Origin of the sequence: Eikenella sp. NML03-A-027, assembly GCF_001648395.1 — a bacterium.
Lineage (GTDB): Bacteria > Pseudomonadota > Gammaproteobacteria > Burkholderiales > Neisseriaceae > Eikenella > Eikenella exigua.
In genome coordinates, this window is record NZ_LXSM01000003.1 from 1 (window position 1) to 23,688 (window position 23,688).

A 23,688-nucleotide genomic window follows, 5' to 3' on the forward strand; every position below is an offset into this window, starting at 1 on the left:
AACGAACCAGCGCCGATGATAGTACGGATTACCCGTGCGAAAGTAGGACACTGCCAAACACCTATTTACGACACCTGCCTGATGGCGGGTGTCGTGCTTTGTGGGAGTATGATGAAAGGAATGGAAAGAATACTCAGATTAATTAAGAATTTTAACTATATAATCCATCTTTTCTAGTTAGCCCAATACTCCATATCGTGTTCACGCCTATTCCGAAAAACTCCCTACTTTCCGGCTTAAACAATGAGCAACTTTCCGCGGTAACCTGGCCGGCGCAATCTGCTTTGGTGCTGGCTGGTGCCGGCAGTGGTAAAACGAAAGTGCTTACTACCCGCATCGCCTGGCTCTTGCATAGCGCCCAAGCTAGCCTACATTCGGTGATGGCGGTTACTTTCACTAATAAGGCTGCGAAAGAAATGCGTGCCCGGCTCGAAGCCATGTTGCCGCTTAATATTCGCGCTATGTGGCTGGGTACGTTCCATAGCCTGTGCCACCGATTTCTGCGTTTGCATCACAAAGAAGCTGGTTTGCCTGCTGCCTTCCAGATTTTAGATAGCAGTGACCAGCTCGCTCTAGTCAAACGCCTGCTCAAAGCTCTCAACATTTCCGAAGAAATCATCGCCCCGCGTGTCTTACAAGGCTTTGTCAACGCGCAAAAAGAAGCAGGTTTGCGTGCTGCTGTGCTACATGCCAACAATCCGTTTGAGCAGCACCTGATTGAATGCTATGCCGAATACGATCGTCTGTGTCGGCAGGAAGGGGTAGCAGATTTTGCTGAACTCATGTTGCGTAGCTATGAAGTGTTGCAAAGTAACGAGATCCTACGTACTCACTACCAAAACCGCTTCAACCACATCTTGGTGGACGAATTCCAAGACACCAACAAATTGCAATACGATTGGCTCAAACTTTTGGCTGGGCAACATGCTGCCGTGTTTGCTGTAGGAGATGACGATCAAAGTATCTACCGTTTCCGTGGTGCGCGCGTGGGCAATATGGCCGACTTCATGCGCGAATTTCAGGTAGCCTCTCCCATCAAGCTGGAGCAGAACTACCGTTCGGTGGGCAACATCCTTGCTGCGGCCAATGCCGTGATTGCCCATAACGACGGCCGCTTGGGCAAGAACCTGCGCACTGAAGCCGAGCATGGCGAAAAAATCCGCTTCCTTTCTGCCTTTACCGACGGTGAAGAAGCCGAATTCGTGGTAGAAGAAATCAAAGCCCTGCACCGCGACGGCATGGATTTGGCACAAACTGCCGTGCTCTACCGCAGCAATGCCCAGTCGCGAATTCTCGAACAAGCTCTGTTTCGTGCAGGACTGCCCTATAAAATCTACGGCGGCCTGCGCTTTTATGAGCGGCAGGAGATCAAACATGCACTTGCTTATTTGCGGCTGGCGGTTAATCCTGACGACGATAACGCTTTGTTGCGCGTCATCAACGTGCCCGCACGCGGCATTGGCAGCCGTACGGTGGAAAACATTCAAGCCGCTGCTGCGCAGGAAGGCATGCCGCTGTGGCAGGCAGCCTGCCGCGTGGCCGTGAAAAACGGCAAAGTGGCAGCCTTTGTGCGCCTGATTGAAAGCCTGCGTGGCTGCATTGGCCAAGCGGGGCTACCTGAAATTGTGGCCGAGGCCGTGTGCAGCAGCGGTCTGTATGAGTATTACCAAAACCAAAAAGCCGACTATCAAGACCGCTTAAACAACTTGGACGAACTCATCCGTGCGGCCGAAGAATTCCGCCCTGAAGACAGCACGTTTGAAACCCTGCCCGCCGATGCCGCAGAGAGCCCGGCATTCCCCGTGCTTGCCTTTTTGAGCAATGCTGCGCTTGAGTCCGGCGAAAACCAGGCTGCCGCCGATGAATCTGCCGTGCAGCTGATGACCGTACACGCCGCCAAAGGGCTGGAGTTCGACGCCGTATTCCTTACCGGCATGGAAGAAGGTCGGTTCCCCAGCGAATTGAGCCTGACCGAACACGGCGGGCTGGAAGAAGAGCGGCGGCTGATGTATGTGGCCATCACGCGCGCACGGCAGCGGCTCTACATCAGCATGGCGCAACAGCGGATGTTGCACGGCCAAACCCATTTCGGCACCGTATCGCGCTTTGTGGAAGAAATTCCGCCCGATTTACTGCATTTCCTTACTCCCGTGCTAAAACCACGCTTTCCCGTGCCCGAAGGCCGGCCTCAACAGAGCAGGGCAGAATGGGCTGCGCCGGTGGCGAAGCAGGATTACGACGGCTTCAGCATCGGCCAAAATGTGCGGCACGCCAAATTCGGCACCGGCGTAATCATCGAAGGTGAGCACAAAGCCGGCAGCGCCCGCCTCACCGTAAACTTCGGCAAGCAGGGCATCAAAGTGCTGGACACCAAGTTTGCCAAACTGGAAGCCGTGTGAGTTTTCAGGTAGCCTTAGGGCTTGAAGCAATTTGCTTAGCAGGCTACCTGAAAAACATCAGCCGCAACGTAGCTGAAAAATTCTTATTGACTATCAAGGAGAACGCCATGTCCGCATACGACAGCAATAATATTTTCGCCAAAATCCTGCGCGGTGAAATTCCCAACCATACGGTGTACGAAGACGAAAAAGTCCTCGCCTTTCTCGACGTGATGCCACAGGCGCGTGGCCATGTGTTGATTGTGCCGAAAACACAGGCTGTGGAGCTGACCGACCTGCCGACGGAATACGCCCAAGCCGTGTTTGCTGCTGCCCAAAAAATCATTGCTGCCCAGCGCAAAGTTCTGCAGCGGCACGGCATCGTGCAAATGCAGCTTAACGGCCAAGAAGCAGGCCAGAGCGTGTTCCACTACCATATGCACCTGATTCCCGGGCATTTGTACGAGCTGGCGCAACACGAAGATAAAATGGCCGATCATGCAGAACTGGCCGTGCTGGCCGCCCAACTGCGTGAGGCCGTGGCAAAGTCGTGCTCCTATTCGGCAGCATATCGAAGCGGCGGCAATTAAATCGACTACATGCACAGCAGCATTCACGGCAAACCTGAAAAGTTTCAGGTAACCTTTTGGAAGAATCCAATTGAGTTGCTGAAGTTAGCGGCATAAGACCTTTTAAGAGTTGCCGAATATGGGCGCAGTTCAAGGCGTTTCACCAAACACCTTCTTCTCCTCCCCTTACGGCGTTAGCTCACCTTGTTGTACTACTGTGCTTTCTGCAGCTCGCTGCTTTGCGGGGAGAAAGAATTTGTTTGGCTGTCGCAGCACAGGCATATCATTAGGTAGGTAAGCGATTGAGTAGCGCATAATGCCCTAAGTGCCCGTGGGAGGTAGTTTTTCAAAGGTCTTAGCATGTCAGAATGGCAGTAGCTAAATCGTCTAATCACAAAGTATGGGCTACTTGAAAGTTTCAGGTAGCCTTCCAAAGCAAAATGAAACCTAACCAAGCAGACCCCAATCACCACCTGGAACAGGTTTGGCAGCAGGCCGATGTTGCCGAACTGCGGCGCAAACTTCTACGTTTTGCCACCCTGCAACTACACGATGCCCAATGGGCGGAAGACGTGGTGCAAGACACCCTGCTGAAAGCTTTTGCCCGCCGGCAGCAGTTTCAAGCTGCCGCACAATGGCAAACATGGGTGTTTGCTATTTTGCGTAACACCTTATTAGACAGCCTGCGTAGCCAACAAAACCGACTGCAATGGCAAGTGAGCAGCGAAGACGAGCAGTTTCTCGATGCCGTCCGCCGGCAGCAGTTTGACGAGAACGGCCATTGGATGGACAGCGCCAACCCACAAGCATGGGCTTCTCCGGAAGACATCATCCGGCAGCAGGAATTTATGCATACTATGGAATACTGCCTCGAACAATTACCGGACAATACCGCGCGAGTATTTATGCTACGGGAGTTGATGGGGTTGGAAGTGGCTGAAATTTGTCAGCAAACCGGTATTAGCGCTGATAACTGCTACACCATTCTTTACCGCGCCCGTAATGGCCTACGTCGCTGTCTGCAAAGTAATTGGTTAAACGGATAAGGAGGATGCATATGCTGAAATGCCAACAAGCCGCAGAACTGATTTCGCTACAACACGACCGTCCACTGAGCCTCTTGGAACACTGGCAACTGCGATTGCATCTCCTCGTTTGTTCACCTTGCAAACACTACCGTAAACAGCTGTACACTATTGAGTTGGCAATGGAACATTTGCGGCAGGATCAGGGTAGAGACAAGAGATGAAAGGCTACCTGAAAAATATTTGAGAAAATAATATATTCGCTAATTAACAAAAATATTTTCCCGGAAAAGCTTGACTCAGATTGGAATAACTGGTGTAATAATAAGCTGCGAAAGCGGCCAGATAGCTCAGTTGGTAGAGCAACGGATTGAAAATCCGTGTGTCGGCAGTTCGATCCTGCCTCTGGCCACCACTAACCGCTTTTTAGCGGTTATTTTTTTGTCTAACGTCGTCTATCCAAATCTACAAGACCAAAGCCCAGCAAGGCCTTCAGCCATGTTTAGGGCTTGTTTGGTATCTACCGCCGTCTATCCGAATTGCATTGAAGCAACAGAATTTTAGGGGTATATTTGGAGGTATCTTAGAAATACCGCCGAAAAAATACCCCCAAAATGCCGCTAACCGACCGCCAAATCAAGAATGCCAAGCCTGCCGCCAAAGCCTACAAGCTGGCTGACGGTGGCGGGCTGTATCTGCAAGTTACCCCGGCAGGCGGCAAACTGTGGCGCTTGAAATACCGCGTAGGCGGCAAAGAAAAACTGTTATCAATCGGGAAATACCCCCTTATCTCCCTGCTCGAAGCGCGGGAAGCCGCCGAAAGCGCGCGCCGCCTGCTGGCTGCCGGGCAAGACCCGGGCGAAGCCAAGAAGCAGGCCAAACAAGAGCGCATTGCCGCCCTGCAAAACACCTTCCGCAATTTGGCCGCGGAATGGTACGAACACCAGCGCGCCGGCTGGACGGCAGGCCATGCCGCTAAAGTGTGGCGCAGCTTCGAAGTGGATATTTTGCCAGCGCTTGGCAGCCTACCGATAGCGGAAATCCGTATTAAGGACGTGAAAGCAACTGTTGATGCGGTGGCCGCACGCGGTGCGTTGGATACGGCGGCCAGCGTATTGCAGCGCATCAAAGCCGTATTCAATCACGCCATACGCACGGAGCGAGCCGAAAATAACCCCGCCGCCGCGCTAACCGGCACAATCAAACTGCCCAAACAAAAACACCAGCCCGCCTTGCCGCAAGCCGAGCTGGTGGAGTTTTACCGCCGTTTGCTGGCCGAAAAAATCCGGCAGCCAACCCGGATAGCCATGCTGCTGATTATGCTGCTGTTTGTGCGGGCAGGGGAATTGAGGCGGGCGGAATGGGAGGAAATCGACTTTGAGGCGGCAGAGTGGCGCATTCCCGCCGAGAAAATGAAGATGAAAGCCCCGCATATCGTGCCGCTGGCCAATTGGTCGCTGGAACTGCTGGCCGAACTGCGGGCGATAACCGGCTACAGCCGCTATTTATTTCCCGCCGTGAGCCATGCCGATAGGTGCATGAGCGAAAACACCCTGTCTTATCTGACAGGTAGGATGGGCTACAGCGGCATAGCCACACCGCACGGCTTCCGCAGCTTGGCTACCGATATTCTGAACGAAAACGGCTGGCCGCCGGACGTTATCGAGCGGCAGTTATCCCCTACATTAGATAACCACTAAAGCCGATAAAGGATAGCCGTAGCTATACAGACCGCCCAGCCTGATACCAGCGAATGAGGCCAAGCCATGCGCCTGCCGGCAGACTGGCAGGGTTTCAATGCTGCTACCTGCGAATTGGTAGATGAGGGCATAGTGCGTGCCCAAGACAGCCAAGGGCACGATGTATTCGCCGATTGGCAGGAATATAGCCGTTATGCGGCGCTGTGCAGCGGTTTGGCTAGAATGGGCGTTGGCTGATAGCCTTATGTAGGCGGTTGTGTTGTGCCGTGCTATTGCTTAGGCAGCGTATTTGGTAGAATGGACGGGATAGCTGCTGAAAATCGGGCTGCCTGAAAACTGTGTCTAAAAATGTCTAAAAGTCCAAAAAAAGCTTAGACATTGCAAATTGGGGGTATTTTTGGGGGTATTTTCGGATTTTTGAAAATTTGTACCTTTATATTTCAATAAGTTATCTTTTCATTTCGATAGAGCCTCTGTTATTTTTTTGTCTAACGCCTCTACGGCAATCTCCCAAATCCAAGACCAGCAAGGCTTTCAGTCATGTTTGGAGTTTGTTCAGTATCTATCGCGGATTATCCGGGTGTCATTGAAACGACAGAATTTTTGGGGGTATATTTGGGATATTCTAGAAATACTTTCGAAAAATGCCCCTTATAATGAACCGACAACTAAGTTGATCGTACCAAGTTTAGTTATAACACGGTGGTGAGTATAGGCATACAAATAGGTAAGCGATAAGTGAGCCGGCAGCAAACAAAGAAAGTAGGCATGTGTCACAAACAACGTTTTTCAAGTATCTAAGGCTACCGAGAATTTTCAGGTAGCATTAGATACTTGCATATAAATAAAGAGCCGGGGAAACCGGCTCTTCTGCAATATAAAACGAATTAACGTTTGGAGAACTGTTTGGCGCGCCGTGCTTTGCGCAGACCGAATTTCTTACGCTCCACTTCGCGGGCATCACGGGTAACGAAGCCGGCTTGGGAGAGGGCAGATTTCAAGCCTGCATCGTAGTCGATCAGGGCGCGGGTGATGCCGTGACGGATGGCGCCGGATTGGCCGGTTTCACCGCCGCCGCACACGTTTACCATAATATCGAATGCTTCAGTATTTTCGGTCAGAACCAAAGGCTGGCGAACCACCATGCGGCTGGTTTCACGGGCGAAAAATTCGTCAACGGGGCGACCGTTTACCACAATCTGACCAGAACCTTTTTGCAGGAACACACGGGCTACAGAACTTTTGCGACGGCCGGTGCCGTAGTAGTATTTGCTGTTCATAAAATGGTGTCCTTAAATTTCCAATACTTTGGGTTGTTGGGAGGCATGCCGGTGTTCGCTGCCAGCGTACACTTTCAGCTTGCGGATCATGGCGTAGCCCAAGGGGCCTTTGGGCAACATGCCTTTAACGGCTTGCTCCAGAGCGCGACCTGGGAATTTGTCTTGCATTTCCCGGAAAGTGCGCTGGTAGATACCACCGGGGAAACCAGAGTGACGGTAGTAAATTTTGCCTTCGTTTTTATCACCGGTAACACGCAGTTTGTCGGCATTAACTACAATGATGTAGTCGCCAGTATCTACGTGCGGGGTGTATTCGGGCTTGTGTTTGCCACGCAAGCGACGGGCGACTTCGGTAGCCACGCGACCCAGAACTTTATCTTGGGCATCAATGACATACCATTCGCGCTTCACCTCGTGCGGTTTGGCTGAGAAGGTTTTCATAGCAGGAAAATCCAAATTAATATAAGAAAACTTTAATTTTAAAGATTAAGTGGTTTACTGTCAATGTTTATCCTGAGCGGAAACGGAATTTATGGCGTAATCTCTATACATTGTTGCAGTAAGGCAAGATAGGGAGGAAGGCTGTATATATGGATAGGCTGCCAGTTTTGGCCGCTATTTGATATTGTTTGGCTGGGTGTGAGTTCGGATAAAGTCAATTTATTTCAATAGATCAGATTTATCCTGTGTTGATCTGATTTGGTGCATGGAAAACGTGACAAGGAGTGTAGAGGCTATCTGAAAACCGTATTGCTCGTAGCGCCAAAGATATTAGTCATCCCACAACATTTCCTGCATCAGCCGCATGCCCCATTGCCAGCCGCCCAAGCGCTGGTTGAGGTGGCCGGACTGCGGTGCGCGTAACAGCCTGGCTTGCCAGATGGTGGCGGTATCGCTTGCCCAGTTGGTTGGGCACAGCGGATTTTCATCTTGCCCGATTACTAAAGCGGCTTTGCAGTTGGTACGGGCGCGTTGCAGGGTATGCCATTCATCATCCATGTAGGCAGATTGCAGGGGGGGAGGCCAAGATCATGCTACGGATGCGTTGCTGGCCGCGCATGCTGTTTTGGAACTGCCAGGCCATCACGGCTGGTACGCCTGCGCCGTGTGCCACAATCATGGCCGGGCCGGGAATAATCCTCCACGCTGTGTTGATTTTACTTTGCCATTGGGCAATGCCTTCATCGGCAGCGCAGGATACCTGTTGCACCAGCGGATAACTGCGTGCCCAAATATCTATCCACATTCCGGCTCGGCAGCGTCACGCACGAGGAGCAGGGTAAGGTCTTGGGCGGCAGACATAGGCGGTAGGGTGGAGTAGGGGAAAGGCATTATTGTAATGCATGGCTACTCCAAAGAGGAGTGACGTGGGGGGAATCTATTATTTCTACTTTGGCACGGCTATCAGTGTAGTTGGGAGAGGTTGTGCTGCCACTTTTCAGGTAGCATGCGGTACGATAGAAGCCACCGAATGCCGGTGCTATAATCCGCCACTTCATATTATGCTGTTTCCATTAAGATGATTTTGCGGTGGAATCAGCTATCCTATTAAGCTAAAACAACAGGTTATCCATGCTTTCTAATTCCACCATCCTCGTAACCGGCGGCACCGGCTCGTTCAGCAACACCTTCGTGCCCATGACCCTGGCCAAATACAATCCCAAAAAAATCATCATCTTCTCCCGCGACGAAATGAAGCAGTGGGAAATGGCGAAAAAATTTCAGGGCGACAAACGCGTGCGCTTCTTCATCGGCGACGTGCGCGACAAAGACCGCCTGTACCGCGCGCTTGATGGCGTGGACTACGTCGTCCATGCCGCCGCCACCAAAATCGTCCCCACCGCCGAATACAACCCGTTCGAGTGCGTGAAAACCAACATCAACGGCGCAATGAACCTGATTGACGCTTGCATCGACAAAGGCGTGAAACGCGTCGTCGCCCTGTCCACCGACAAAGCCAGCAGCCCCGTCAATTTATACGGCGCCACCAAGCTCGCCAGCGACAAACTCTTCGTGGCCGGCAACGCCTATTCCGGCGAACACGGCTGCCGCTTCGCCGTGGTGCGCTACGGCAACGTAATGGGCTCGCGCGGCTCGGTGATTCCGTTTTTCCTCACCCAGCGCGCACGCGGCACACTACCGATTACCGACCCGCGCATGACCCGCTTCATGATTTCGCTGGAACAGGGCGTGGAGCTGGTGTGGCACGCGTTTGACGACATGGTGGGCGGCGAAATTTATGTGAAAAAAATCCCGTCCATGAACATTTGCGATTTGGCCGCCGCCGTTGCCCCCGAATGCACGCAGGAAACCGTCGGCATCCGCCCAGGCGAGAAACTGCACGAGCAGATGATTGGCGCGGAAGACTCGTTCCACACCTACGAATACCCCGAACACTTCAAAATCCTGCCCGCCATCAACGGCTGGGACGAAACGCCCGAGCGCATCAAAAATGGCGTGAAAGTGCCCGAAGGCTTCGTGTATGCCAGCGACAACAACACGGAATGGATGACGCGCGAGGAATTGCAGGCGTGGATTGAGGCGAACAAAGAGAAAATCGGCGCGATTTGAGAGAGAAGGCTACCTGAAAGAGAAGCTTCAATGAAGTTAAAACTAGTTGAACAATTTTCAGGTAGCCTGAATTTTATGATGGAGACATTAAAGGAGAAAATTATGTATTCAAATCAAAAGAGACTTTTGGCAGCATTGTTAGGAGCAACCGTCCTTTTTGCATGTACATCAATTACGGTTCAACCTGTTAGTGCGGCTGAGGATATTAGGGAAATCTGTATTGAGAATAACCCGCGTGTGCAGGTTAGAGATTTTGTTAGCGTACTGCAAAATCGGTTGGCATATCATAATATTCAGTCGCAAGTTGTAGAAAATAAATCAGCACAAGGTTGTGTTTATTCTATGACTTATACTGCTTTGCGTTCTTGGGACGTAACTACTTACCTATCTCATGCCGAATTATATCTTTGGAAAGAAGGAAGACAAATTGCGCAAGCAGAATATCATTTGCGTGGCGGTGGCGGTCTGGCATTGACAAAATTTGCTTCTACACAAACCAAAATGGAACCTGTCATTGATCAATTGTTAGGACGAAGTGGTGTAAAACAAGGTGCTCCTACAACAGTTACTCAGCCACGAGTTTCCCCTGTTCCTATGCAGCAGCAGCAACCTCAGCAAATAGAGCAGGAGCAGCCGATGATAAACGAGAATATGGGCAGTAATTAAAACCTAATTTCAGGTAGCCTGCATCCGTAAAGGCTACCTGAAAATAAAATCCCAGCAGCTACGCATCAGAAAAGCCATTTCCACAACAAATCCATCTATCCAACTAAAGGACTCCCCCATGATCCCCTATGGCCGCCAAACCATCTCTGAAGCCGACATAGCCACCGTCGTGCGTGTGCTCCAATCCGACTTTCTCACCCAAGGCCCGCAAGTGCCTGCCTTTGAAGACAGCCTGAAGAATTACTGCGGTGCGCAGCACGCCGTTGCTGTAAACAGCGCCACTTCCGCCCTGCACCTCGCCTGCCTCGCCCTCGGCCTGGGCAAAGGCGACAGCCTGTGGACATCTCCCATCACCTTCACCGCCTCTGCTAACTGTGCCCGCTATTGCGGTGCTGATGTGGATTTTGTAGATATTGATCCGCACACGCTGGATATGTCCCCCGCTGCGCTGGAAGCCAAGCTGAAAGCGGCCAAAGTTTCAGGTAGCCTGCCCAAAATCGTTGTGCCGGTTCACTTTTCGGGTGAACCCTGTGATATGCGGAAAATCCACGCATTATCCAAAGAATACGGCTTCAAAATCATCGAAGATGCCTCCCATGCCGTTGGTGGCAGTTATCAGGGCGGCAAAGTTGGCAACTGCCAATATAGCGACATCACCGTATTCAGTTTTCACCCCGTCAAAATCATCACCACCGCCGAAGGCGGCGCAGCCCTCACCAACAGCCCAGAGCTTGCCGCTAAACTCGCCCTGCTGCGCAGCCACGGCATCACCCGCAATCCTGAAGAAATGACCCAAGAGCCGGATGGCGCTTGGTATTACCAGCAAATCGACCTCGGCTACAACTACCGCATGACCGAGCTGCAAGCCGCCCTCGGCGTGAGCCAGATGACCCGCATCGACGAATTCGTCGCCCGCCGCCATGAACTTGCTGCGCGATACGACCGCCTGCTTGCCTATCTGCCGCTCGTCTTGCCGTACCGACATCCAGAAAGCCGCTCCGCCTTGCATCTCTACCCCGTGCAAGTTCGCGCCGACAGCGGCAAAACCCGCCGCCAAGTGTTTGACTTCCTGCGGCAAAACGGCATCGGCGCCAACGTGCACTACATTCCCGTCTACACCCAGCCCTACTACCGCCAACACTTCGGCTTCAAAACCGGCGACTTCCCAGCCGCCGAAGCCTACTACGCCGGCACAATCAGCATTCCGCTGTATTTTGATCTGACTGAAGCCGAACAGGATAAAGTGGCGGAAGTGTTGGAACGGGCTTTCAGGTAGCCTTTGGCAGCGAGGGGAGGCAGCCTGAAAATGAGGTTTCCGCAGGAAGATGAGTTTCTACAAAGCTAAAATTTCTGCTGCCTGAGAGAACAATCATGACAAATAAAGCATTATGGATATTACTGGCCTGCACGGTATTTGCTGCCCGGGCCGAGCCTCCGTCGCCTGAGCAAGAACGTGGTTATGCGCTTATGGTTGCAGCCATGCTCGGGCAGGCACATCAGGCATTGGTGCTGTGCGGCCTGTCGCAGGGAAACGACCCATTTTTTGCCGAGGGCAACCCCATTCAGCAAAACATGGTGATTCATATGAATCGCGTAGCGCCTGACGACAAAGCTTTTCCACAAATGTTTTACCAGACGTATCAAGATGCATTCCGCCGGTCCAATCCCGATTTTTCGCCTGAAAAATGTGGTCATTTGGATGAGGAAGCCGTGAATCGGGGAAAGCAGCGTTTGCTGGATCGGTTTGCTGCACCGTTTGGCAGATAGCAACAGCCGTAAGATATGTGTGTGAGCAAGCTTCCTCCTGCTTGCTGATGAAGAGGTCTTGACGCAGACAAGACTGTTCATGTTCAGGTAGCCTTTATTAAAGTATAAAGGCTACCTGAAAACGAACGTAGTGCACTTCTACACAGCATAACTTCAAGCCGCCCGGTGTTCGTATCCCAAATGTGCCGCACCCGCGAAACCACCGCACCCTATTGCCGGCACTATGGCATCGAGCCCGCTGAGTTGCCCTGTTTAAACGAATTTTCCTATCTGCCATTCGATTTGATCGCCAAGCTCAGCCCTAGCGAGCGCCGGCCTATTGGCAGCGCGGCGATGTGAACGAGCGAGTAGGGCAGGGCGCAGACAGCTTTGCCGATTTCGATGCACGGCTGGAGGCGTTTTTGCAGCAATGGCATCAGTTGCCAGATGGCAGTTTGTTGTTCGGTCACGGGATTTGGATTGCCTTATTGGCGTGGAAGCTGTTGGGCTTTCAGGTAGCCTCTCCTGCCGACATGGCAGCCTTCCGTGCCTTTCAAACTGCCATGCCTATGCCGAATACCGCCATGTGGACGCTCGTTGGCAGCTGCCGAGAAGATTTGCGGCTGGTGTTTCAAAGCGGCCCGGTGGCAGAGTGAGATCCCAAATAGTACATTGCCACCGCCTGCGCTTATTAAGGATTAATGCAATCATTTTATGCATTGTTTAAAATAATGTTTTCAGGCTACCTGAAGGAGTAATCATGACCCTGCAACAAGCTCTCGAACACCGCCGCTCCGTGCGCCACTACGGCGATGTGCCCATTGATGCCGACATCGTTCGCCAATGCCTGCGCCTCGCCCAGCTCGCCCCCAGCAGCTCCAATATGCAGCTTTACGAGTTCTACCACATCACCGATGCCGCCGTGTTAAAGCAGCTCGCTGCAGCCTGCCTCGGCCAAAAAGCCGCCGCCACCGCGCCGCAGATGGTGGTGTTCGTTACCCGCCAAGACCTGCACCGCAGCCGCGCCCAAACCGTGCTCGATTTTGAGCGAGGCAACATCCAACGCAACAGCCCGCCCGAAAAACAGGCCAAACGCATTCAGGCGGAAGAAGGCTACCGCAACAAGCTCATGCCCTTTGTTTACGCCCGCTGCTTCGGCCTGCTCGGCGCATTCCGCACAATGCTGGCATGGAGCATCGGCCTGTTCCGCCCGATGATGCGTGACGTGTCTGAAGCCGATATGCGTATCGTCGTACACAAAAGCTGCGGCTTGGCGGCGCAAACCTTTATGCTCGCCATGGCCGAAGCGGGCTACGACACCTGCCCGATGGAAGGGCTGGACAGCCACCGCGTGAAACGCATCCTGAACCTGCCGCGCGGCGCAGAAATCAATATGGTTGTTTCCTGCGGCATCCGTAAAGAAGGCCACGGCATTTGGGGCGAACGCTACCGCCTGCCGTTTGACGAGGTGTATCGGCATATTTGAAGCGCCGCACACAAATTTGAGGCTACCTGAAAAGTTTCAGGTAGCCTTTTTGATAGACGGGCGGATTTTATATTTGCCAAGCCCCGCCGAAACCCCTGTTGCAGCCACCGCAATCCCTGCCTACGCACATCGCAAACCGCTGCGGCGGCCTGCCCAAATCAGCTATAATCCCCGCCTTAATAAACCGTATGCGCCACGCCTTCCCAAAGGCCGGCAGAAACCGCGATTCCATGACCCTATGCATCATTCCCGCCCGCGGCGGCAGCAAACGCATTCCGCGCAAAAACATCAAGCCATTCAACGGCAAGCCGATGCTTGTCTATTCCGTCGAAGCGGCGCTGGAGAGCGGCTGCTTTGCGCGTGTGGCGGTGTCGACCGATGATGAAGAAATCGCCGCCGTGGCGCGGCAATACGGCGCGGAAACCCCGTTTGTGCGCCCGCCCGAGCTGGCGGATGATTTCGCCACCACCGGCGCCGTGATGCGTCATGCCGTTGCCACGCTGCTGGCGGAGAGGCTACCTGAAAGTGAGCGCGGCGGGTTGTTGCACGGCAAAAGCGGGCAGCCGGATTGTTCAGCTAGCCTCAAACCAACCTTGCCCGAAGTCTGCTGCCTGTATGCCACCGCCCCATTCGTGCGCCCTGCCGACCTGCAACGCGGGCTGGATACGCTGCGCCGAAGCGGCGGCGATTATGCTTTTTCGGTAACCGATTTCCCCTTTCCTATCCAGCGTGCCCTGCGGCTGGACGGGCAGGGCGGCGTGTCGATGTTTCAGCCGGAAAATTTTGCCGTGCGCTCGCAAGATTTGGAGCATGCTTGGCACGATGCGGGGCAGTTTTATTGGGGCAATGCCGAGGCTTGGCTGGCGGAAAAACCGATTTTCAACAGCCGTGCCGCTGCCGTGAAACTGCCGCGCTATCGTGTGCAGGATATTGATACGCCGGAAGATTGGGCGCGGGCGGAAATGATGTGGCGGGTGTTGCAGGAGATGGGCGGTTAGCCGGATTAGCAAATCCCGCTGCGCCTTTTGCCGGGTAGAAGCTCGCGACAATCGCTTTGGCTACGCAGAAGCCCGCTGCGTCCGTTTTCAGGTAGCCTTTAGGCTTCCAAATCGGCAAATTCCGGATGAAAGGCGAGATAGCCGATTACGAACGGGCAGTCGCTGTGGATTTTCACGCCCTGCCGCCGCGCTTCTTCCAGCGCGGTGCGGACGATGTCGGCAGCGATGCCGCGCCCGTAAGGGCTGGCCGGTGCTTCGGTGTGCAACAGCTGCCAGATGCCGCCTTCGACTCGGTAGGACACATAATAGGTTGCGCCGTGTTCGGTGTATTCGAAGCGTTGCGCGGCTGGGTTGTGGGTGATGGTGCGCATATATGGTTTTCCTGTTTTCAGGTAGCCTGTGTTTTTGCTACGCAGAAAGCTGCGTTCGCTTTCAGGTAGCCTTTGATTAAAGGACAAACGATGAAGATTTTAATCCGTGCAGACGCGTCCCTCCAAATCGGCAGCGGCCACATCATGCGCTGCCTCACGCTGGCGCACGAGCTTGCGCGGCGCGGCCACGAGGTGCGTTTTATCTGTCGTGCGCTGCCCGGCCATTTGGGCGAAACCATCGAGCGCGCCGGTTTCGGCTTGGTGTTGCTGCCCGTGCCGCCGCAGGCCGGAAGGCTACCTGAAAGCGAGTGCGGTGAACTTCTGCGCAGCAAAAACGAAGCAAAGGCCGCAACATGTGTTCAGCTGGCTCATGCCCATTGGCTGCCGGTATCGCAGGCGCAGGATGCTGCCGACTGCGTGCCGCCTATCCGCGCTTTTGCGCCGGATTGGATCATCTGCGACCACTACGCCTTATCCGCCGAGTGGGAGTTGACCGCCAAAGCCGCTGCGGGCAGCCGCCTGATGGCGATCGACGATTTGGCCGACCGCCCCCACGCCGCCGATTTGCTGCTGGATCAAAACCTCGGCTACACCCCTGCCGATTACGCCGGCCTGGTGCCGCCCGCCTGCCGTCTGCTCATCGGCACGCGCTACGCCCTGCTGCGCGAAGAATTTGCAGCCTGGCGCGAGGTAAGCCTGCAACGCCGCGCTGCCCAAGCCGACAAAGGCTACCTGAAACATATTTTGGTGAACTTGGGCGGTGTGGATAAGGACAACCATACTTTGGCGGTGCTGCAGGCGCTTTCAGGTAGCCTGCCTGCCGCCTGCCGCGTCACCGTAGTGATGGGCAAAACCGCGCCGCACACCGTTGCCGTGCAGGCTTTTGCCGATAGCGCGCCGTATCCTTGCCGCGTGCTGGTGGGCGCCAACAATATGGCCGAGCTGATGGCCGAAGCCGATTTGGCCATCGGCGCGGCGGGCAGCACTTCGTGGGAACGCTGCTGCCTGGGATTGCCCACCATGATGCTGGTGTTGGCGGAAAACCAACGAGGCATAGCTGAAACCTTGCAGCAGGCTGGCGTGGCGAGCGTGGCTGATATGGCGGATTTGCCTGCCAGTTTGGCCAGTCTGTTGGCCGAAACGCCTGCCCTGCGGGCAGAACAAAGTCGCCGTGCCGCCGCGCTGTGTGATGGGCGCGGCGTGCTGCGGGCAGCCAATAATTTGGCCGATTTCGCGCCTGCCGTGCTGCGCCCTGCCACGCCCGCCGACTGTCGCCGCCTGTTTGAGTGGCGCAATCATCTTGAGATTCGCCGCTTTATGTTCGATAGCGGGGAAATCGCTTGGGATGGGCATCAGGCATGGTTTGCCCGCCAGCTGGCCAATCCCGAGTTCACCATGCTGTTGTATGAAACCGGCGGCACGGCGCAGGGCTATGCCAGCTTCAAACACCTGGGCGGTGGCCGCTGCGAATGGGGCTTCTACCTTGCGCCCGATTGCCCGCGCGGCCAAGGCCACGGCGGCACATTGGGGCAGCTGGCGTTACAATACGCTTTCTGCCGCCTGAATATGCGCGAAGTGCACGGCCAAGTGTTGCCGCACAATACCGCCAGCCTGGCTCTGCACCGCCGGCTCGGTTTCCGCCCGGCGGATAAGGCAGCCGGGCAGAATGCGCAGCAGGCCTTATCATTTGTGCTTCGTGCCGAAGATTTTTTGTATTAAACGCTAAAACGGCAGCCTCCCCATGAAGGCTACCTGAAACCGAAACCACCCATGAAACCCGCATTCCAAATCAACGGCCGCCCCATCGGTGCTGCCCACCCACCCTATATCATTGCCGAAATGTCGGCCAATCATAACGGCAGCCTGCAAACCGCCTTTAACATCATAGAACAGGCCAAGGCCGCCGGTGCCGATGCCGTCAAAATCCAAACCTACACCGCCGACACCATCACGCTGCGCAGCAACGCGCCCGAGTTTCAAATCAAAGGCGGCCTGTGGGACGGGCAAACGCTGCACGAGCTGTATCAAAAAGCGCATCTGCCTTGGGAATGGCACAAGCCGCTGTTTGATTTTGCCCGCGAGCAGGGCATCACCATTTTCAGCTCGCCGTTTGATTTTACGGCGGTGGATTTGTTGGAAAGCCTCGATGCCCCGGCTTACAAAATCGCCTCGTTTGAAGCGGTGGATTTGCCGCTGATCCGCTATGTGGCGCAAACCGGCAAGCCGATGATCGTGTCCACCGGCATGGCCGATGCCGAAGAAATCGCCGAAGCCGTGGCCGCCGCGCGCGACGGCGGCTGCAAGGAATTGGTGCTGCTGCACTGCGTGAGCGGCTACCCCGCACCGGCGGCGGATTACAACCTGCGCACGCTGCCCGATATGGCGCAGCGTTTCGGCGTGCCGGTGGGTTTGTCCGACCACACGCTGGATAACACCACCGCCATCGCCGCCGTGGCGCTCGGTGCGTGCGTGATCGAAAAACACTTCACGCTAGACAGAAACGGCGGCGGCCCGGATGACAGTTTTTCTTTAGAACCGCAGGATTTAGCCGAATTGTGCCGCAGCAGCCATACCGCCTGGCAGGCGCTGGGACAGGCCGATTACGGCTTGAAATCGAGCGAGCAGGGCAATATCCAGTTTCGCCGTTCGCTGTATTTTGTGAAGGATATGAAAGCGGGCGACACCATCGGCGCCGACTGCATCCGCAGCGTGCGCCCCGGCTACGGGCTGGCGCCCAAGCATTACGATGCGCTCATCGGTAAACGCCTGCGCCGCGATGTGGCAGCCAATACGGCCACCGATTGGGATTGCGTGGAAGAGTAGAAAAAGTTTCAGGTAGCCTTCTGGCGGTGTTTGGGGCTACTTGAAACATGAGTACCAACGAAGCTGGGAATTCGCTTTTTGTTGTGTCTGAAGCAGTTTGCCAAATTTCAGGTAGCCTTCCTTCATTTATGCCTTGTTCACCTTTGCGCCTCATGCCGGCGCGGGGCACTCGTTTAGCTGCGTAAAAACAAGCTCTCTTGCAGAGGTCTTGTTTTAACTTCGTTAAAACGAACCCTTCTAGCGAAGGTTTCGTTTTTGCTCCGCAGAAACTCGCCCCCCTTCGGAGACCTCGTTTTCTTTGCTTCGCCAAAGAAAGGAAGCAAAGAAAGGCGACTGCGGGCACAGGTTTGGCTTCGCCAAACTTCCCTCACTCCGCGCGGTTTTTCGGGCGCAAAGAGAAACTGGATTAGCTGCAACTTGCGGCTACGCCGCTTCGGGCATGCAAGCCCTTGTCCCCCGAAAAACCTCGCTCCGTTCGGCTGTGCCAGCAGAGCAGGGTATAACCCCACCGTTTGTGCCAAATATTTTATGTTTGGATATGTAGGAAGTTTAATATCGGCTTCGTAGTGAAACATGAAGATTCTAAAAGACAGCCTCATCTACCTAGTCGGCGAAATGCTGGCCAAGGCCATGCCTTTCCTGCTGTTGCCCTATCTCACGCGCAAGCTGGGTACGGCGGGTTTTGGTGAGCTGTCGTACTATCAGGCGGCATTTTCGCTGCTGCTTATAGGCTTCGGCATGAGCCAGGATGGCGCGGTTACGCGGTATTACTATGTGTATGGCCAGCGCAATCTGCACAGTGTGGTGTATGCCGGTGCGCTGTATACTGTTTTTGCCGCGCTTATCGGCTTGTTGGCAGCATGGCAGCTGCATTCGCTGGCGTTGGCGGCGGTGGTGTGTGCGGCGGCGGTGCAAACCGTGCTGGCCACGCAACTGAGCCTGCGCCAATGCCGCAAGCAGGCCTTGGCCTATACGGCCATTCAGTTCGGCAGCAGCCTGTTCACCACCGTGCTCACGGTGTGGCTGCTGGAAATGAGCGCGGATTATCCGGTGGAGCGGCGATTCTTGGCTTTGTTTGCCGGGAATGTGCTGGTGTTGCTGGTGGCTTATTTGCTTTATCGGCGCAGTGCCGGGCAGCGGCTAGGCTTCAACCGGCGGCGGGTGCGGCAGGCTTTGCGCTATATTTTCGCGCTCGGCCTGCCTTTGGTGATCCACCATGCGGGCAATTATGTGAAAGGGCAGTTCGACCGCGTGGTGATTTATCAGGGCTATTCCACCGCCACGCTGGGCGTGTATTCGGCGGGTTATCAAACCGCCAGCGTGTTGGGCGTGTTGCTGATGGCACTGAACAAAGCCACTGTGCCGTATTACTACCAGGCCTTGCGCAGTGGCAAAATCACGGCGGCCACGGTGCGCCGCTGGGCGCTGCTCTCGCTCTTGGCCGCGCCGCTGCCGGCAGTGGTGGCCTGGCTGATGCCGGAGCAGCTGTTTTTGTGGCTGCTTGGGGCGCAGTATGCGGGAGTGCATTACTATATTTGCCTGTTTTTGCTTGGTTTCGGTTTGACCGTGCCGTATTATTTGCAAGTGAATTATTTGTTTTACCATGCGCAAAACCAGCGCATCGCGCTCACTTCGCTGCTCTCGGCGGGCGGCTATTTGCTGGTGTTGTTGCTCACCGCGCGGGTGGGCATCCAATGGGTACCGCTGGCGATGATTGCCGGCAACGCGCTGATTTTCCCGATATTGTTCCGGCAGGTGAAACCGTATGGCTGATTTGGCGAATTTAATCATCTGCCTCACGCCCCTGCAGGCCTTGATAGCGCAGCGGCTGATGGCGCAGCGCGAGCAGCCTTTCGATTTGCTGATGCTGTGCTACGAAGATGCGGACAATGCTAAGTTTAGGCATTATTTTCAAGTAGCCTCCGCGGGCTGCCGCCATGCCGAATATGCCCTGATTCCGCAAAGCAAATGGCGGCGCGAGCTGGGCTTGCCCCGCCTGCTGTGCGGGCTGGATAAAGAATACGCCACCGCCTTTGCCGCCAGCATCGATAATCCAAATGTGCAATATGTGCTGAACCGCATCCGCTTTGCCGCGCTGGAAACCTTCGATGACGGCACGGGCAACCTGATTCCCGGCAGCGTGCTCTACCGCAACAGCAGCAACCGCCAGCGGCAGCTGATGAACCGGCTGCGCGGCATCCGCCTGCAAACCGAAGACCTGCGCCGCCTCTCGCGGCGGCACCACACGCTCTATCCCGGCCAGCCCAATATTGCCGCGCCCACCGTGCCGCTGGATTTGTGGGCGGCAGCAGAACAAGGGCTACCTGAAAGAGGGCAGGGTGGGCTTCGCCAAAGCGAAGGCAGAGAGGTGCTGAGAAGCGAAAATGGGGCAGTGAATGAGTGTGGCTTAAACGAAAGGCTACCTGAAAAAAATACGGCCGACGTGGCTGCCGCAAACCCTACGCCCGTCCGCACCCGCCGCATCCTGCTCGGCCAGCCGTTGCTGCCCAACGCGGCAGATAACGCCGCGCTGGCCGAAAGCCTACTGCGCCGTTTTGAGATTGGCGAATATTTCCCGCACCCGCGCGAAACCTACCGCGTATCGGGCGCCGAATACATTGCCAGCCCGCTGATTTTTGAAGACTATCTGCTGGAAAGCCTGCGCCGCGAGCCGGATACCCGCTTCGAGGTGTATCACCTCGTCAGCACCGCCGCACTGAATGTGCACGCCTTCCCGCGCACCGCCGTGTATGCCGTGCGCCCCGCAGAAGCCGCCTTTCACACGCTCGGCGTGGCGCGGATTTATGAAGTGATGGCGCAGTTGGGCATTCCGATTATCGATATTGAGTGAGTTTCACGATAACTGTTTAGCGTTATGAGCAGCGCCTTTTTAATTTTGTGCCACCGCCCGCCGCTGTATTGGCTGCGGCTGGCCGAGCGCCACCCCGAAATCCGCCTGCTGCTGCACTACGATGCCAAGGCGGATATCGGCGCGTTGCCGCCCCTGCCGCCGAATGCGCGCCTGATTCCGCAGCGCGTAAATATCCGCTGGGCGGGCTTCAGCATGGTGGAAGCCACGCTGCACCTGATGCGTGCCGCGCTGGCCGATGCAGACATCCGCTTTGCGCACCTCGTGAGCGGCAACTGCGTGTTGCTGAACAACCCTGCGCAAATCGAGCACGAATTTGCCGCACTGCCGCGCGGCAGTCTGCTGCTGGAATGCCGTGCCGAGCCGCGCCTGCGCTACCGAGTGCGTTTCAACACGCCGCACGCCGACACTGCCTGGCAGCGCCGCCTGCCCGGCAAGCTGCTCACCAAAGCATTTCAGGCAGCCGATAAAATCCTGCCCGCCGCGCAAACGGCCTATGCCGGCAGCCAATGGTTTTCTGCCGACCGTACGGCCCTGGCAACCCTGCTGAACGCGGCAGATGAACAGGCCTGCGCCTTCTTCCGCAAGAAGCTTTGCCCGGATGAGCATTTCTTCCAATATCTGGCAAAAAGGCTACCTGAAACGGCGGGCATCACGCTGTGGCCTAGCAACCGCCGCCACATCCGTTTCGCTCCGGGCAGCAACCACCCCGATACGCTGGCTTTGGCCGAATTGCAAGCCTTGCGCCCCAGCCCAAACTGGCTGGCACGCAAAGTGGACGACGATACCGCGCTGCGCTTTTTAGACGAGATAGAAGGAGCAGCGGCATGACGGCGCCAGCGCAAAACCAACTTTCAGGTAGCCTTTCGGTGGAAAGCACGCCGCCGTTTTCTGCGTTGATGTCGCTGTATGCGCGCGAGCGGCCGGAATATTTGCGCCAATGTTTGGCTAGTTTAGCCGCGCAAACCCTGCCGCCAAACGAAATCGTGCTGGTGTATGACGGCGGGCTACCTGAAAGCCTGGAAGCCGTGGTGGCAAGCTTTTCAGGTAGCCTGCCGCTGAAGATTGTGCGGCTGCCGCAAAACGTGGGGCTGGGGCGGGCGCTGAATGCCGGTTTGCAGGCCTGTGCGCACGAATGGGTGTGCCGCATGGACACCGATGATATCTGCCACCCCGAGCGTTTCGCGCGGCAGCTGGCTTTTGTGGCGGCGCACTCAGAGCTTGACATGTGCGGCAGCCAGATTGACGAGTTTGAACATGCGCCGGCCGATGCTGCGCACAGCCGCCGCGTGCCCTACGAACACGAGGAAATTGCACGCTTTGCCAAAAGCCGCAATCCCATCAACCACATGACGGTGTGCTACCGCAAATCGGCAGTGCTGGCAGCGGGCAATTATCAGCACGCGCCGCTGTATGAGGATTACGATTTGTGGGTGCGCATGCTGCTGAACGGCTGCCGTTTTGCCAACCTGCCCGAAGTGCTGGTGTATGCGCGCGCGGGAGACGAAATGTATCGGCGGCGCGGCGGCTGGGCGTATGCGAAAAACGAGCTGGCCATGCAATGGCGCTTCTACCGCGCGGGCTTTTTGAGCGTGGCGCAGTGGGCAAAAAACGTGCTGCTGCGATTGCCGGTGCGGCTGCTGCCGAACAGGGCGCGGCAGTGGGTGTATCGGGTGTTGTTGCGGAAGTAGATTTGCTGTGAAGCCGGGCTTTGATTAAGCATAATTTGAGCTTGGGCAGCTTGCTGAATTTCAGGTAGCCTCTACCATTTTTACTCCATTCGCCATTGTTCCCCGAAAAACCGCGCTCCGTTCGGTTGTGCCAGCAAAGATACATAGCCCGAACCATATGCTCATAATGGCCTGTGCTTGGTTTTATAGGGTGTTTAAAATTTCAGGTAGCCTGTATCGACCCAACTGCCAAACGAGAAATAACGGAAATAATGAAAACGATAAAAATGATTCTGCGCTTTGTCGCCGCGGCCTTGGTGATTCTGATTGCGCCGGCGTGGTGGTTTTGGCCGCCGCGCGAGTGGACTCATCCCACGGCCACCAATCTTTCCAGCTACAGCCTACTCTTGGCCGGCCTGCTGCTCTCCTACGCTTTGAGCCGCAACCTGACGCGTTTCCCCGGCGAGCGTTCCAAGCTGTCGGTGATTCCGGTGTCGGCCATCGGGCTGGGGCTGCCGCTGGTGTTTGCCGCCATGCTGCGCCTGCCGTATTCGGTGTATTACCTGGCCGCCGGGTTTGCGCTCACGGTGTTGTATCTGTTTGCCGAAACCTGGCTGGAAAAGCGGCACATCCGCCATCTGTACTATATTGATGTGGAAGGCATGCGCGATTTGCCGCAACTATCCAACATCCGCTGGCACGAGCTTGCCGAGCCTAGGTTACCTGAAACCGGCCGCGTGAACACAGTGGTGACCAATCTGCACGCGCCCGATTTGGGGGCGGATTGGCAGCGTTTCCTGGCCGATTGCACCTTGCGCGGCATCGCGGTTTACAACATCCGCCAGGTGGAGGAGTCTCTCACCGGTCGCGTGAAAATCCGGCATATGTATGAAAACGATTTGGGCTCGCTGCTGCCCAGCCCGGCCTATATGGCGATTAAGCAGGCGCTGGAAGCCTTGATGGTGGTGGCCAGCCTGCCGCTCACCCTGCCGCTGATGCTGGCCACCGCGCTGGCCATCCGGCTGGAAAGCCCGGGGCCGGTGCTGTTTGTGCAAAACCGCGTGGGTCGCGGCGGGCGCGAGTTTAAAATTTATAAATTCCGCAGCATGGTGTGCGATTCGGAAAAACACGGCGCGCAACTGGCGCAGGAAGGCGACGCGCGCGTTACCCGCACCGGCCGCTTCATCCGCAAAACCCGGCTGGACGAACTGCCGCAGTTTTGGAACATCATCAAAGGCGACATGGCACTCATCGGCCCGCGCCCCGAGCAGAAAGCCTTTGTGCAGCAGTTTGAACAAAGCATCCCGTTTTACGGCTACCGCCACATCGTGCGCCCCGGCCTTTCCGGCTGGGCGCAGGTGATGCAGGGCTACGCGGGCAACACAGACGAAACCCAAGTAAAAATCGAGCACGATTTCTACTACATCAAGCACTTCTCCTTCGCGCTGGATGTGCTGATTCTGTTTAAAACCCTGAAAACAATCATCACCGGCTTCGGCGCGAGATAAGTTTCAGGTAGCCTCTTGCCAGATCAAA

Annotated in this window: 24 protein-coding genes, 1 tRNA gene and 1 pseudogene; 22 read left to right on the forward strand and 4 right to left on the reverse strand. The window is 55.5% G+C overall.

Annotation, left to right across the window (positions count from 1 at the left end; genetic code table 11):
- Window positions 1-197: 197 nt before the first annotated feature.
- The 7 genes from A7P96_RS00675 to A7P96_RS10525 all read left to right on the forward strand — a co-directional run bounded on the left by A7P96_RS00675 (window position 198) and on the right by A7P96_RS10525 (window position 5,909).
- On the forward strand, window positions 198-2,399 hold the full coding sequence (locus A7P96_RS00675; RefSeq protein WP_067523963.1) for a UvrD-helicase domain-containing protein: 2,202 nt from the start codon (window positions 198-200) through the stop codon (window positions 2,397-2,399).
- Between the two features lie 107 nt (window positions 2,400-2,506).
- Window positions 2,507-2,968 carry an HIT family protein gene (locus A7P96_RS00680; protein WP_067524339.1) on the forward strand — a complete coding sequence of 154 codons (462 nt, stop codon included), beginning with the start codon at window positions 2,507-2,509 and terminating at the stop codon, window positions 2,966-2,968.
- A 419-nt stretch (window positions 2,969-3,387) separates the two neighbouring features.
- Window positions 3,388-3,993 (forward strand): sigma-70 family RNA polymerase sigma factor, encoded by a 606-nt coding sequence (locus A7P96_RS00685; protein ID WP_067523964.1) that lies wholly within the window; start codon window positions 3,388-3,390, stop codon window positions 3,991-3,993.
- A gap of 11 nt (window positions 3,994-4,004) precedes the next feature.
- Entirely contained in the window at window positions 4,005-4,196 is a 192-nt protein-coding gene (locus A7P96_RS00690) for a zf-HC2 domain-containing protein (RefSeq protein ID WP_067447873.1), read from the forward strand.
- Between the two features lie 115 nt (window positions 4,197-4,311).
- A tRNA-Phe gene (locus A7P96_RS00695) sits at window positions 4,312-4,387 on the forward strand.
- 199 nt (window positions 4,388-4,586) lie between these two features.
- Window positions 4,587-5,672, forward strand: coding sequence for an integrase arm-type DNA-binding domain-containing protein (locus A7P96_RS00700; protein WP_082887877.1), 1,086 nt, complete (start codon window positions 4,587-4,589; stop codon window positions 5,670-5,672).
- 66 nt (window positions 5,673-5,738) lie between these two features.
- Window positions 5,739-5,909, forward strand: coding sequence for a hypothetical protein (locus A7P96_RS10525; RefSeq protein ID WP_156496216.1), 171 nt, complete (start codon window positions 5,739-5,741; stop codon window positions 5,907-5,909).
- 650 nt (window positions 5,910-6,559) lie between these two features.
- Here the strand turns inward: A7P96_RS10525 and rpsI are convergent.
- The 3 genes and pseudogenes from rpsI to A7P96_RS00715 form a co-directional block, all read right to left on the reverse strand.
- The gene (rpsI, locus tag A7P96_RS00705) at window positions 6,560-6,952 is read right to left on the reverse strand and encodes a 30S ribosomal protein S9 (RefSeq protein WP_067523965.1); all 393 of its coding nucleotides are present in this window, start codon (window positions 6,950-6,952) and stop codon (window positions 6,560-6,562) included.
- 12 nt (window positions 6,953-6,964) lie between these two features.
- Window positions 6,965-7,393: a 50S ribosomal protein L13 gene (gene rplM, locus A7P96_RS00710; RefSeq protein WP_067523970.1), complete on the reverse strand. Its 429-nt coding sequence runs from the start codon at window positions 7,391-7,393 to the stop codon at window positions 6,965-6,967.
- Window positions 7,394-7,723: 330 nt separating this feature from the next.
- A pseudogene (locus A7P96_RS00715) lies at window positions 7,724-8,254 on the reverse strand (alpha/beta hydrolase).
- Window positions 8,255-8,524: 270 nt separating this feature from the next.
- On the opposite strand from A7P96_RS00715, the gene pseB reads away from it, so the two are divergent.
- The 8 genes from pseB (at window position 8,525) to A7P96_RS00750 (ending at window position 14,419) form a co-directional block, all read left to right on the forward strand.
- Window positions 8,525-9,523, forward strand: coding sequence for a UDP-N-acetylglucosamine 4,6-dehydratase (inverting) (gene pseB / locus A7P96_RS00720; RefSeq protein ID WP_067523972.1), 999 nt, complete (start codon window positions 8,525-8,527; stop codon window positions 9,521-9,523).
- A gap of 30 nt (window positions 9,524-9,553) precedes the next feature.
- Window positions 9,554-10,189 (forward strand): Sbal_3080 family lipoprotein, encoded by a 636-nt coding sequence (locus tag A7P96_RS00725; protein WP_067523974.1) that lies wholly within the window; start codon window positions 9,554-9,556, stop codon window positions 10,187-10,189.
- A gap of 118 nt (window positions 10,190-10,307) precedes the next feature.
- Window positions 10,308-11,465: a UDP-4-amino-4,6-dideoxy-N-acetyl-beta-L-altrosamine transaminase gene (pseC, locus tag A7P96_RS00730; protein ID WP_067523976.1), complete on the forward strand. Its 1,158-nt coding sequence runs from the start codon at window positions 10,308-10,310 to the stop codon at window positions 11,463-11,465.
- Between the two features lie 95 nt (window positions 11,466-11,560).
- Complete coding sequence (locus tag A7P96_RS00735; protein ID WP_067523978.1) at window positions 11,561-11,956, forward strand: hypothetical protein; 396 nt, start codon at window positions 11,561-11,563, stop codon at window positions 11,954-11,956.
- A gap of 165 nt (window positions 11,957-12,121) precedes the next feature.
- Window positions 12,122-12,295, forward strand: coding sequence for a hypothetical protein (locus tag A7P96_RS10530; RefSeq protein ID WP_156496217.1), 174 nt, complete (start codon window positions 12,122-12,124; stop codon window positions 12,293-12,295).
- Window positions 12,292-12,591: a hypothetical protein gene (locus tag A7P96_RS00740; protein WP_067523981.1), complete on the forward strand. Its 300-nt coding sequence runs from the start codon at window positions 12,292-12,294 to the stop codon at window positions 12,589-12,591. The genes A7P96_RS10530 and A7P96_RS00740 overlap by 4 nt, the downstream gene beginning before the upstream one ends.
- Before the next feature lie 104 nt (window positions 12,592-12,695).
- Window positions 12,696-13,421 (forward strand): nitroreductase family protein, encoded by a 726-nt coding sequence (locus A7P96_RS00745; protein WP_067523983.1) that lies wholly within the window; start codon window positions 12,696-12,698, stop codon window positions 13,419-13,421.
- A gap of 230 nt (window positions 13,422-13,651) precedes the next feature.
- The gene (locus tag A7P96_RS00750; RefSeq protein ID WP_067524341.1) at window positions 13,652-14,419 is read left to right on the forward strand and encodes a pseudaminic acid cytidylyltransferase; all 768 of its coding nucleotides are present in this window, start codon (window positions 13,652-13,654) and stop codon (window positions 14,417-14,419) included.
- Between the two features lie 98 nt (window positions 14,420-14,517).
- Here A7P96_RS00750 and A7P96_RS00755 read toward each other — a convergent pair whose 3' ends face one another.
- A complete protein-coding gene (locus A7P96_RS00755) occupies window positions 14,518-14,790 on the reverse strand; it encodes a GNAT family N-acetyltransferase (protein ID WP_067523985.1) in 273 nt (90 codons plus the stop codon).
- 90 nt (window positions 14,791-14,880) lie between these two features.
- On the opposite strand from A7P96_RS00755, the gene pseG reads away from it, so the two are divergent.
- The 7 genes from pseG to A7P96_RS00795 all read left to right on the forward strand — a co-directional run bounded on the left by pseG (window position 14,881) and on the right by A7P96_RS00795 (window position 23,660).
- Window positions 14,881-16,509 carry a UDP-2,4-diacetamido-2,4,6-trideoxy-beta-L-altropyranose hydrolase gene (gene pseG / locus A7P96_RS00760; protein ID WP_067523987.1) on the forward strand — a complete coding sequence of 543 codons (1,629 nt, stop codon included), beginning with the start codon at window positions 14,881-14,883 and terminating at the stop codon, window positions 16,507-16,509.
- Window positions 16,510-16,560: 51 nt separating this feature from the next.
- Window positions 16,561-17,613 carry a pseudaminic acid synthase gene (pseI, locus tag A7P96_RS00765; RefSeq protein WP_067523988.1) on the forward strand — a complete coding sequence of 351 codons (1,053 nt, stop codon included), beginning with the start codon at window positions 16,561-16,563 and terminating at the stop codon, window positions 17,611-17,613.
- Between the two features lie 573 nt (window positions 17,614-18,186).
- On the forward strand, window positions 18,187-19,386 hold the full coding sequence (locus A7P96_RS00775; RefSeq protein WP_067523993.1) for an oligosaccharide flippase family protein: 1,200 nt from the start codon (window positions 18,187-18,189) through the stop codon (window positions 19,384-19,386).
- On the forward strand, window positions 19,379-20,464 hold the full coding sequence (locus A7P96_RS10910; RefSeq protein ID WP_067523995.1) for a glycosyltransferase family 52: 1,086 nt from the start codon (window positions 19,379-19,381) through the stop codon (window positions 20,462-20,464). Before A7P96_RS00775 ends, A7P96_RS10910 begins: the two co-directional genes overlap by 8 nt.
- Window positions 20,465-20,488: 24 nt before the next feature.
- Window positions 20,489-21,313, forward strand: a complete 825-nt coding sequence (locus A7P96_RS00785; RefSeq protein WP_067523997.1) for a beta-1,6-N-acetylglucosaminyltransferase — start codon at window positions 20,489-20,491, stop codon at window positions 21,311-21,313.
- Entirely contained in the window at window positions 21,310-22,173 is an 864-nt protein-coding gene (locus A7P96_RS00790; protein WP_067523999.1) for a glycosyltransferase, read from the forward strand. Before A7P96_RS00785 ends, A7P96_RS00790 begins: the two co-directional genes overlap by 4 nt.
- Before the next feature lie 251 nt (window positions 22,174-22,424).
- Window positions 22,425-23,660 carry a sugar transferase gene (locus A7P96_RS00795; RefSeq protein ID WP_082887878.1) on the forward strand — a complete coding sequence of 412 codons (1,236 nt, stop codon included), beginning with the start codon at window positions 22,425-22,427 and terminating at the stop codon, window positions 23,658-23,660.
- Window positions 23,661-23,688: the final 28 nt, after the last annotated feature.

Excerpts from the sequence above, each read along its gene's own strand:
- A7P96_RS00680 (WP_067524339.1), top strand. The coding sequence starts at position 2,507 with ATGTCCGCATACGACAGCAATAATATTTTCGCCAAAATCCTGCGCGGT.
- A7P96_RS00685 (WP_067523964.1), top strand. The coding sequence starts at position 3,388 with ATGAAACCTAACCAAGCAGACCCCAATCACCACCTGGAACAGGTTTGG.
- A7P96_RS00690 (WP_067447873.1), top strand. The coding sequence starts at position 4,005 with ATGCTGAAATGCCAACAAGCCGCAGAACTGATTTCGCTACAACACGAC.
- A7P96_RS00700 (WP_082887877.1), top strand. The coding sequence starts at position 4,587 with ATGCCGCTAACCGACCGCCAAATCAAGAATGCCAAGCCTGCCGCCAAA.
- A7P96_RS10525 (WP_156496216.1), top strand. The coding sequence starts at position 5,739 with ATGCGCCTGCCGGCAGACTGGCAGGGTTTCAATGCTGCTACCTGCGAA.
- rpsI (WP_067523965.1), bottom strand. The coding sequence starts at position 6,952 with ATGAACAGCAAATACTACTACGGCACCGGCCGTCGCAAAAGTTCTGTA.
- rplM (WP_067523970.1), bottom strand. The coding sequence starts at position 7,393 with ATGAAAACCTTCTCAGCCAAACCGCACGAGGTGAAGCGCGAATGGTAT.
- pseB (WP_067523972.1), top strand. The coding sequence starts at position 8,525 with ATGCTTTCTAATTCCACCATCCTCGTAACCGGCGGCACCGGCTCGTTC.
- A7P96_RS00725 (WP_067523974.1), top strand. The coding sequence starts at position 9,554 with ATGAAGTTAAAACTAGTTGAACAATTTTCAGGTAGCCTGAATTTTATG.
- pseC (WP_067523976.1), top strand. The coding sequence starts at position 10,308 with ATGATCCCCTATGGCCGCCAAACCATCTCTGAAGCCGACATAGCCACC.
- A7P96_RS00735 (WP_067523978.1), top strand. The coding sequence starts at position 11,561 with ATGACAAATAAAGCATTATGGATATTACTGGCCTGCACGGTATTTGCT.
- A7P96_RS00745 (WP_067523983.1), top strand. The coding sequence starts at position 12,696 with ATGACCCTGCAACAAGCTCTCGAACACCGCCGCTCCGTGCGCCACTAC.
- A7P96_RS00750 (WP_067524341.1), top strand. The coding sequence starts at position 13,652 with ATGACCCTATGCATCATTCCCGCCCGCGGCGGCAGCAAACGCATTCCG.
- A7P96_RS00755 (WP_067523985.1), bottom strand. The coding sequence starts at position 14,790 with ATGCGCACCATCACCCACAACCCAGCCGCGCAACGCTTCGAATACACC.
- pseG (WP_067523987.1), top strand. The coding sequence starts at position 14,881 with ATGAAGATTTTAATCCGTGCAGACGCGTCCCTCCAAATCGGCAGCGGC.
- pseI (WP_067523988.1), top strand. The coding sequence starts at position 16,561 with ATGAAACCCGCATTCCAAATCAACGGCCGCCCCATCGGTGCTGCCCAC.
- A7P96_RS00775 (WP_067523993.1), top strand. The coding sequence starts at position 18,187 with ATGAAGATTCTAAAAGACAGCCTCATCTACCTAGTCGGCGAAATGCTG.
- A7P96_RS10910 (WP_067523995.1), top strand. The coding sequence starts at position 19,379 with ATGGCTGATTTGGCGAATTTAATCATCTGCCTCACGCCCCTGCAGGCC.
- A7P96_RS00785 (WP_067523997.1), top strand. The coding sequence starts at position 20,489 with ATGAGCAGCGCCTTTTTAATTTTGTGCCACCGCCCGCCGCTGTATTGG.
- A7P96_RS00790 (WP_067523999.1), top strand. The coding sequence starts at position 21,310 with ATGACGGCGCCAGCGCAAAACCAACTTTCAGGTAGCCTTTCGGTGGAA.
- A7P96_RS00795 (WP_082887878.1), top strand. The coding sequence starts at position 22,425 with ATGAAAACGATAAAAATGATTCTGCGCTTTGTCGCCGCGGCCTTGGTG.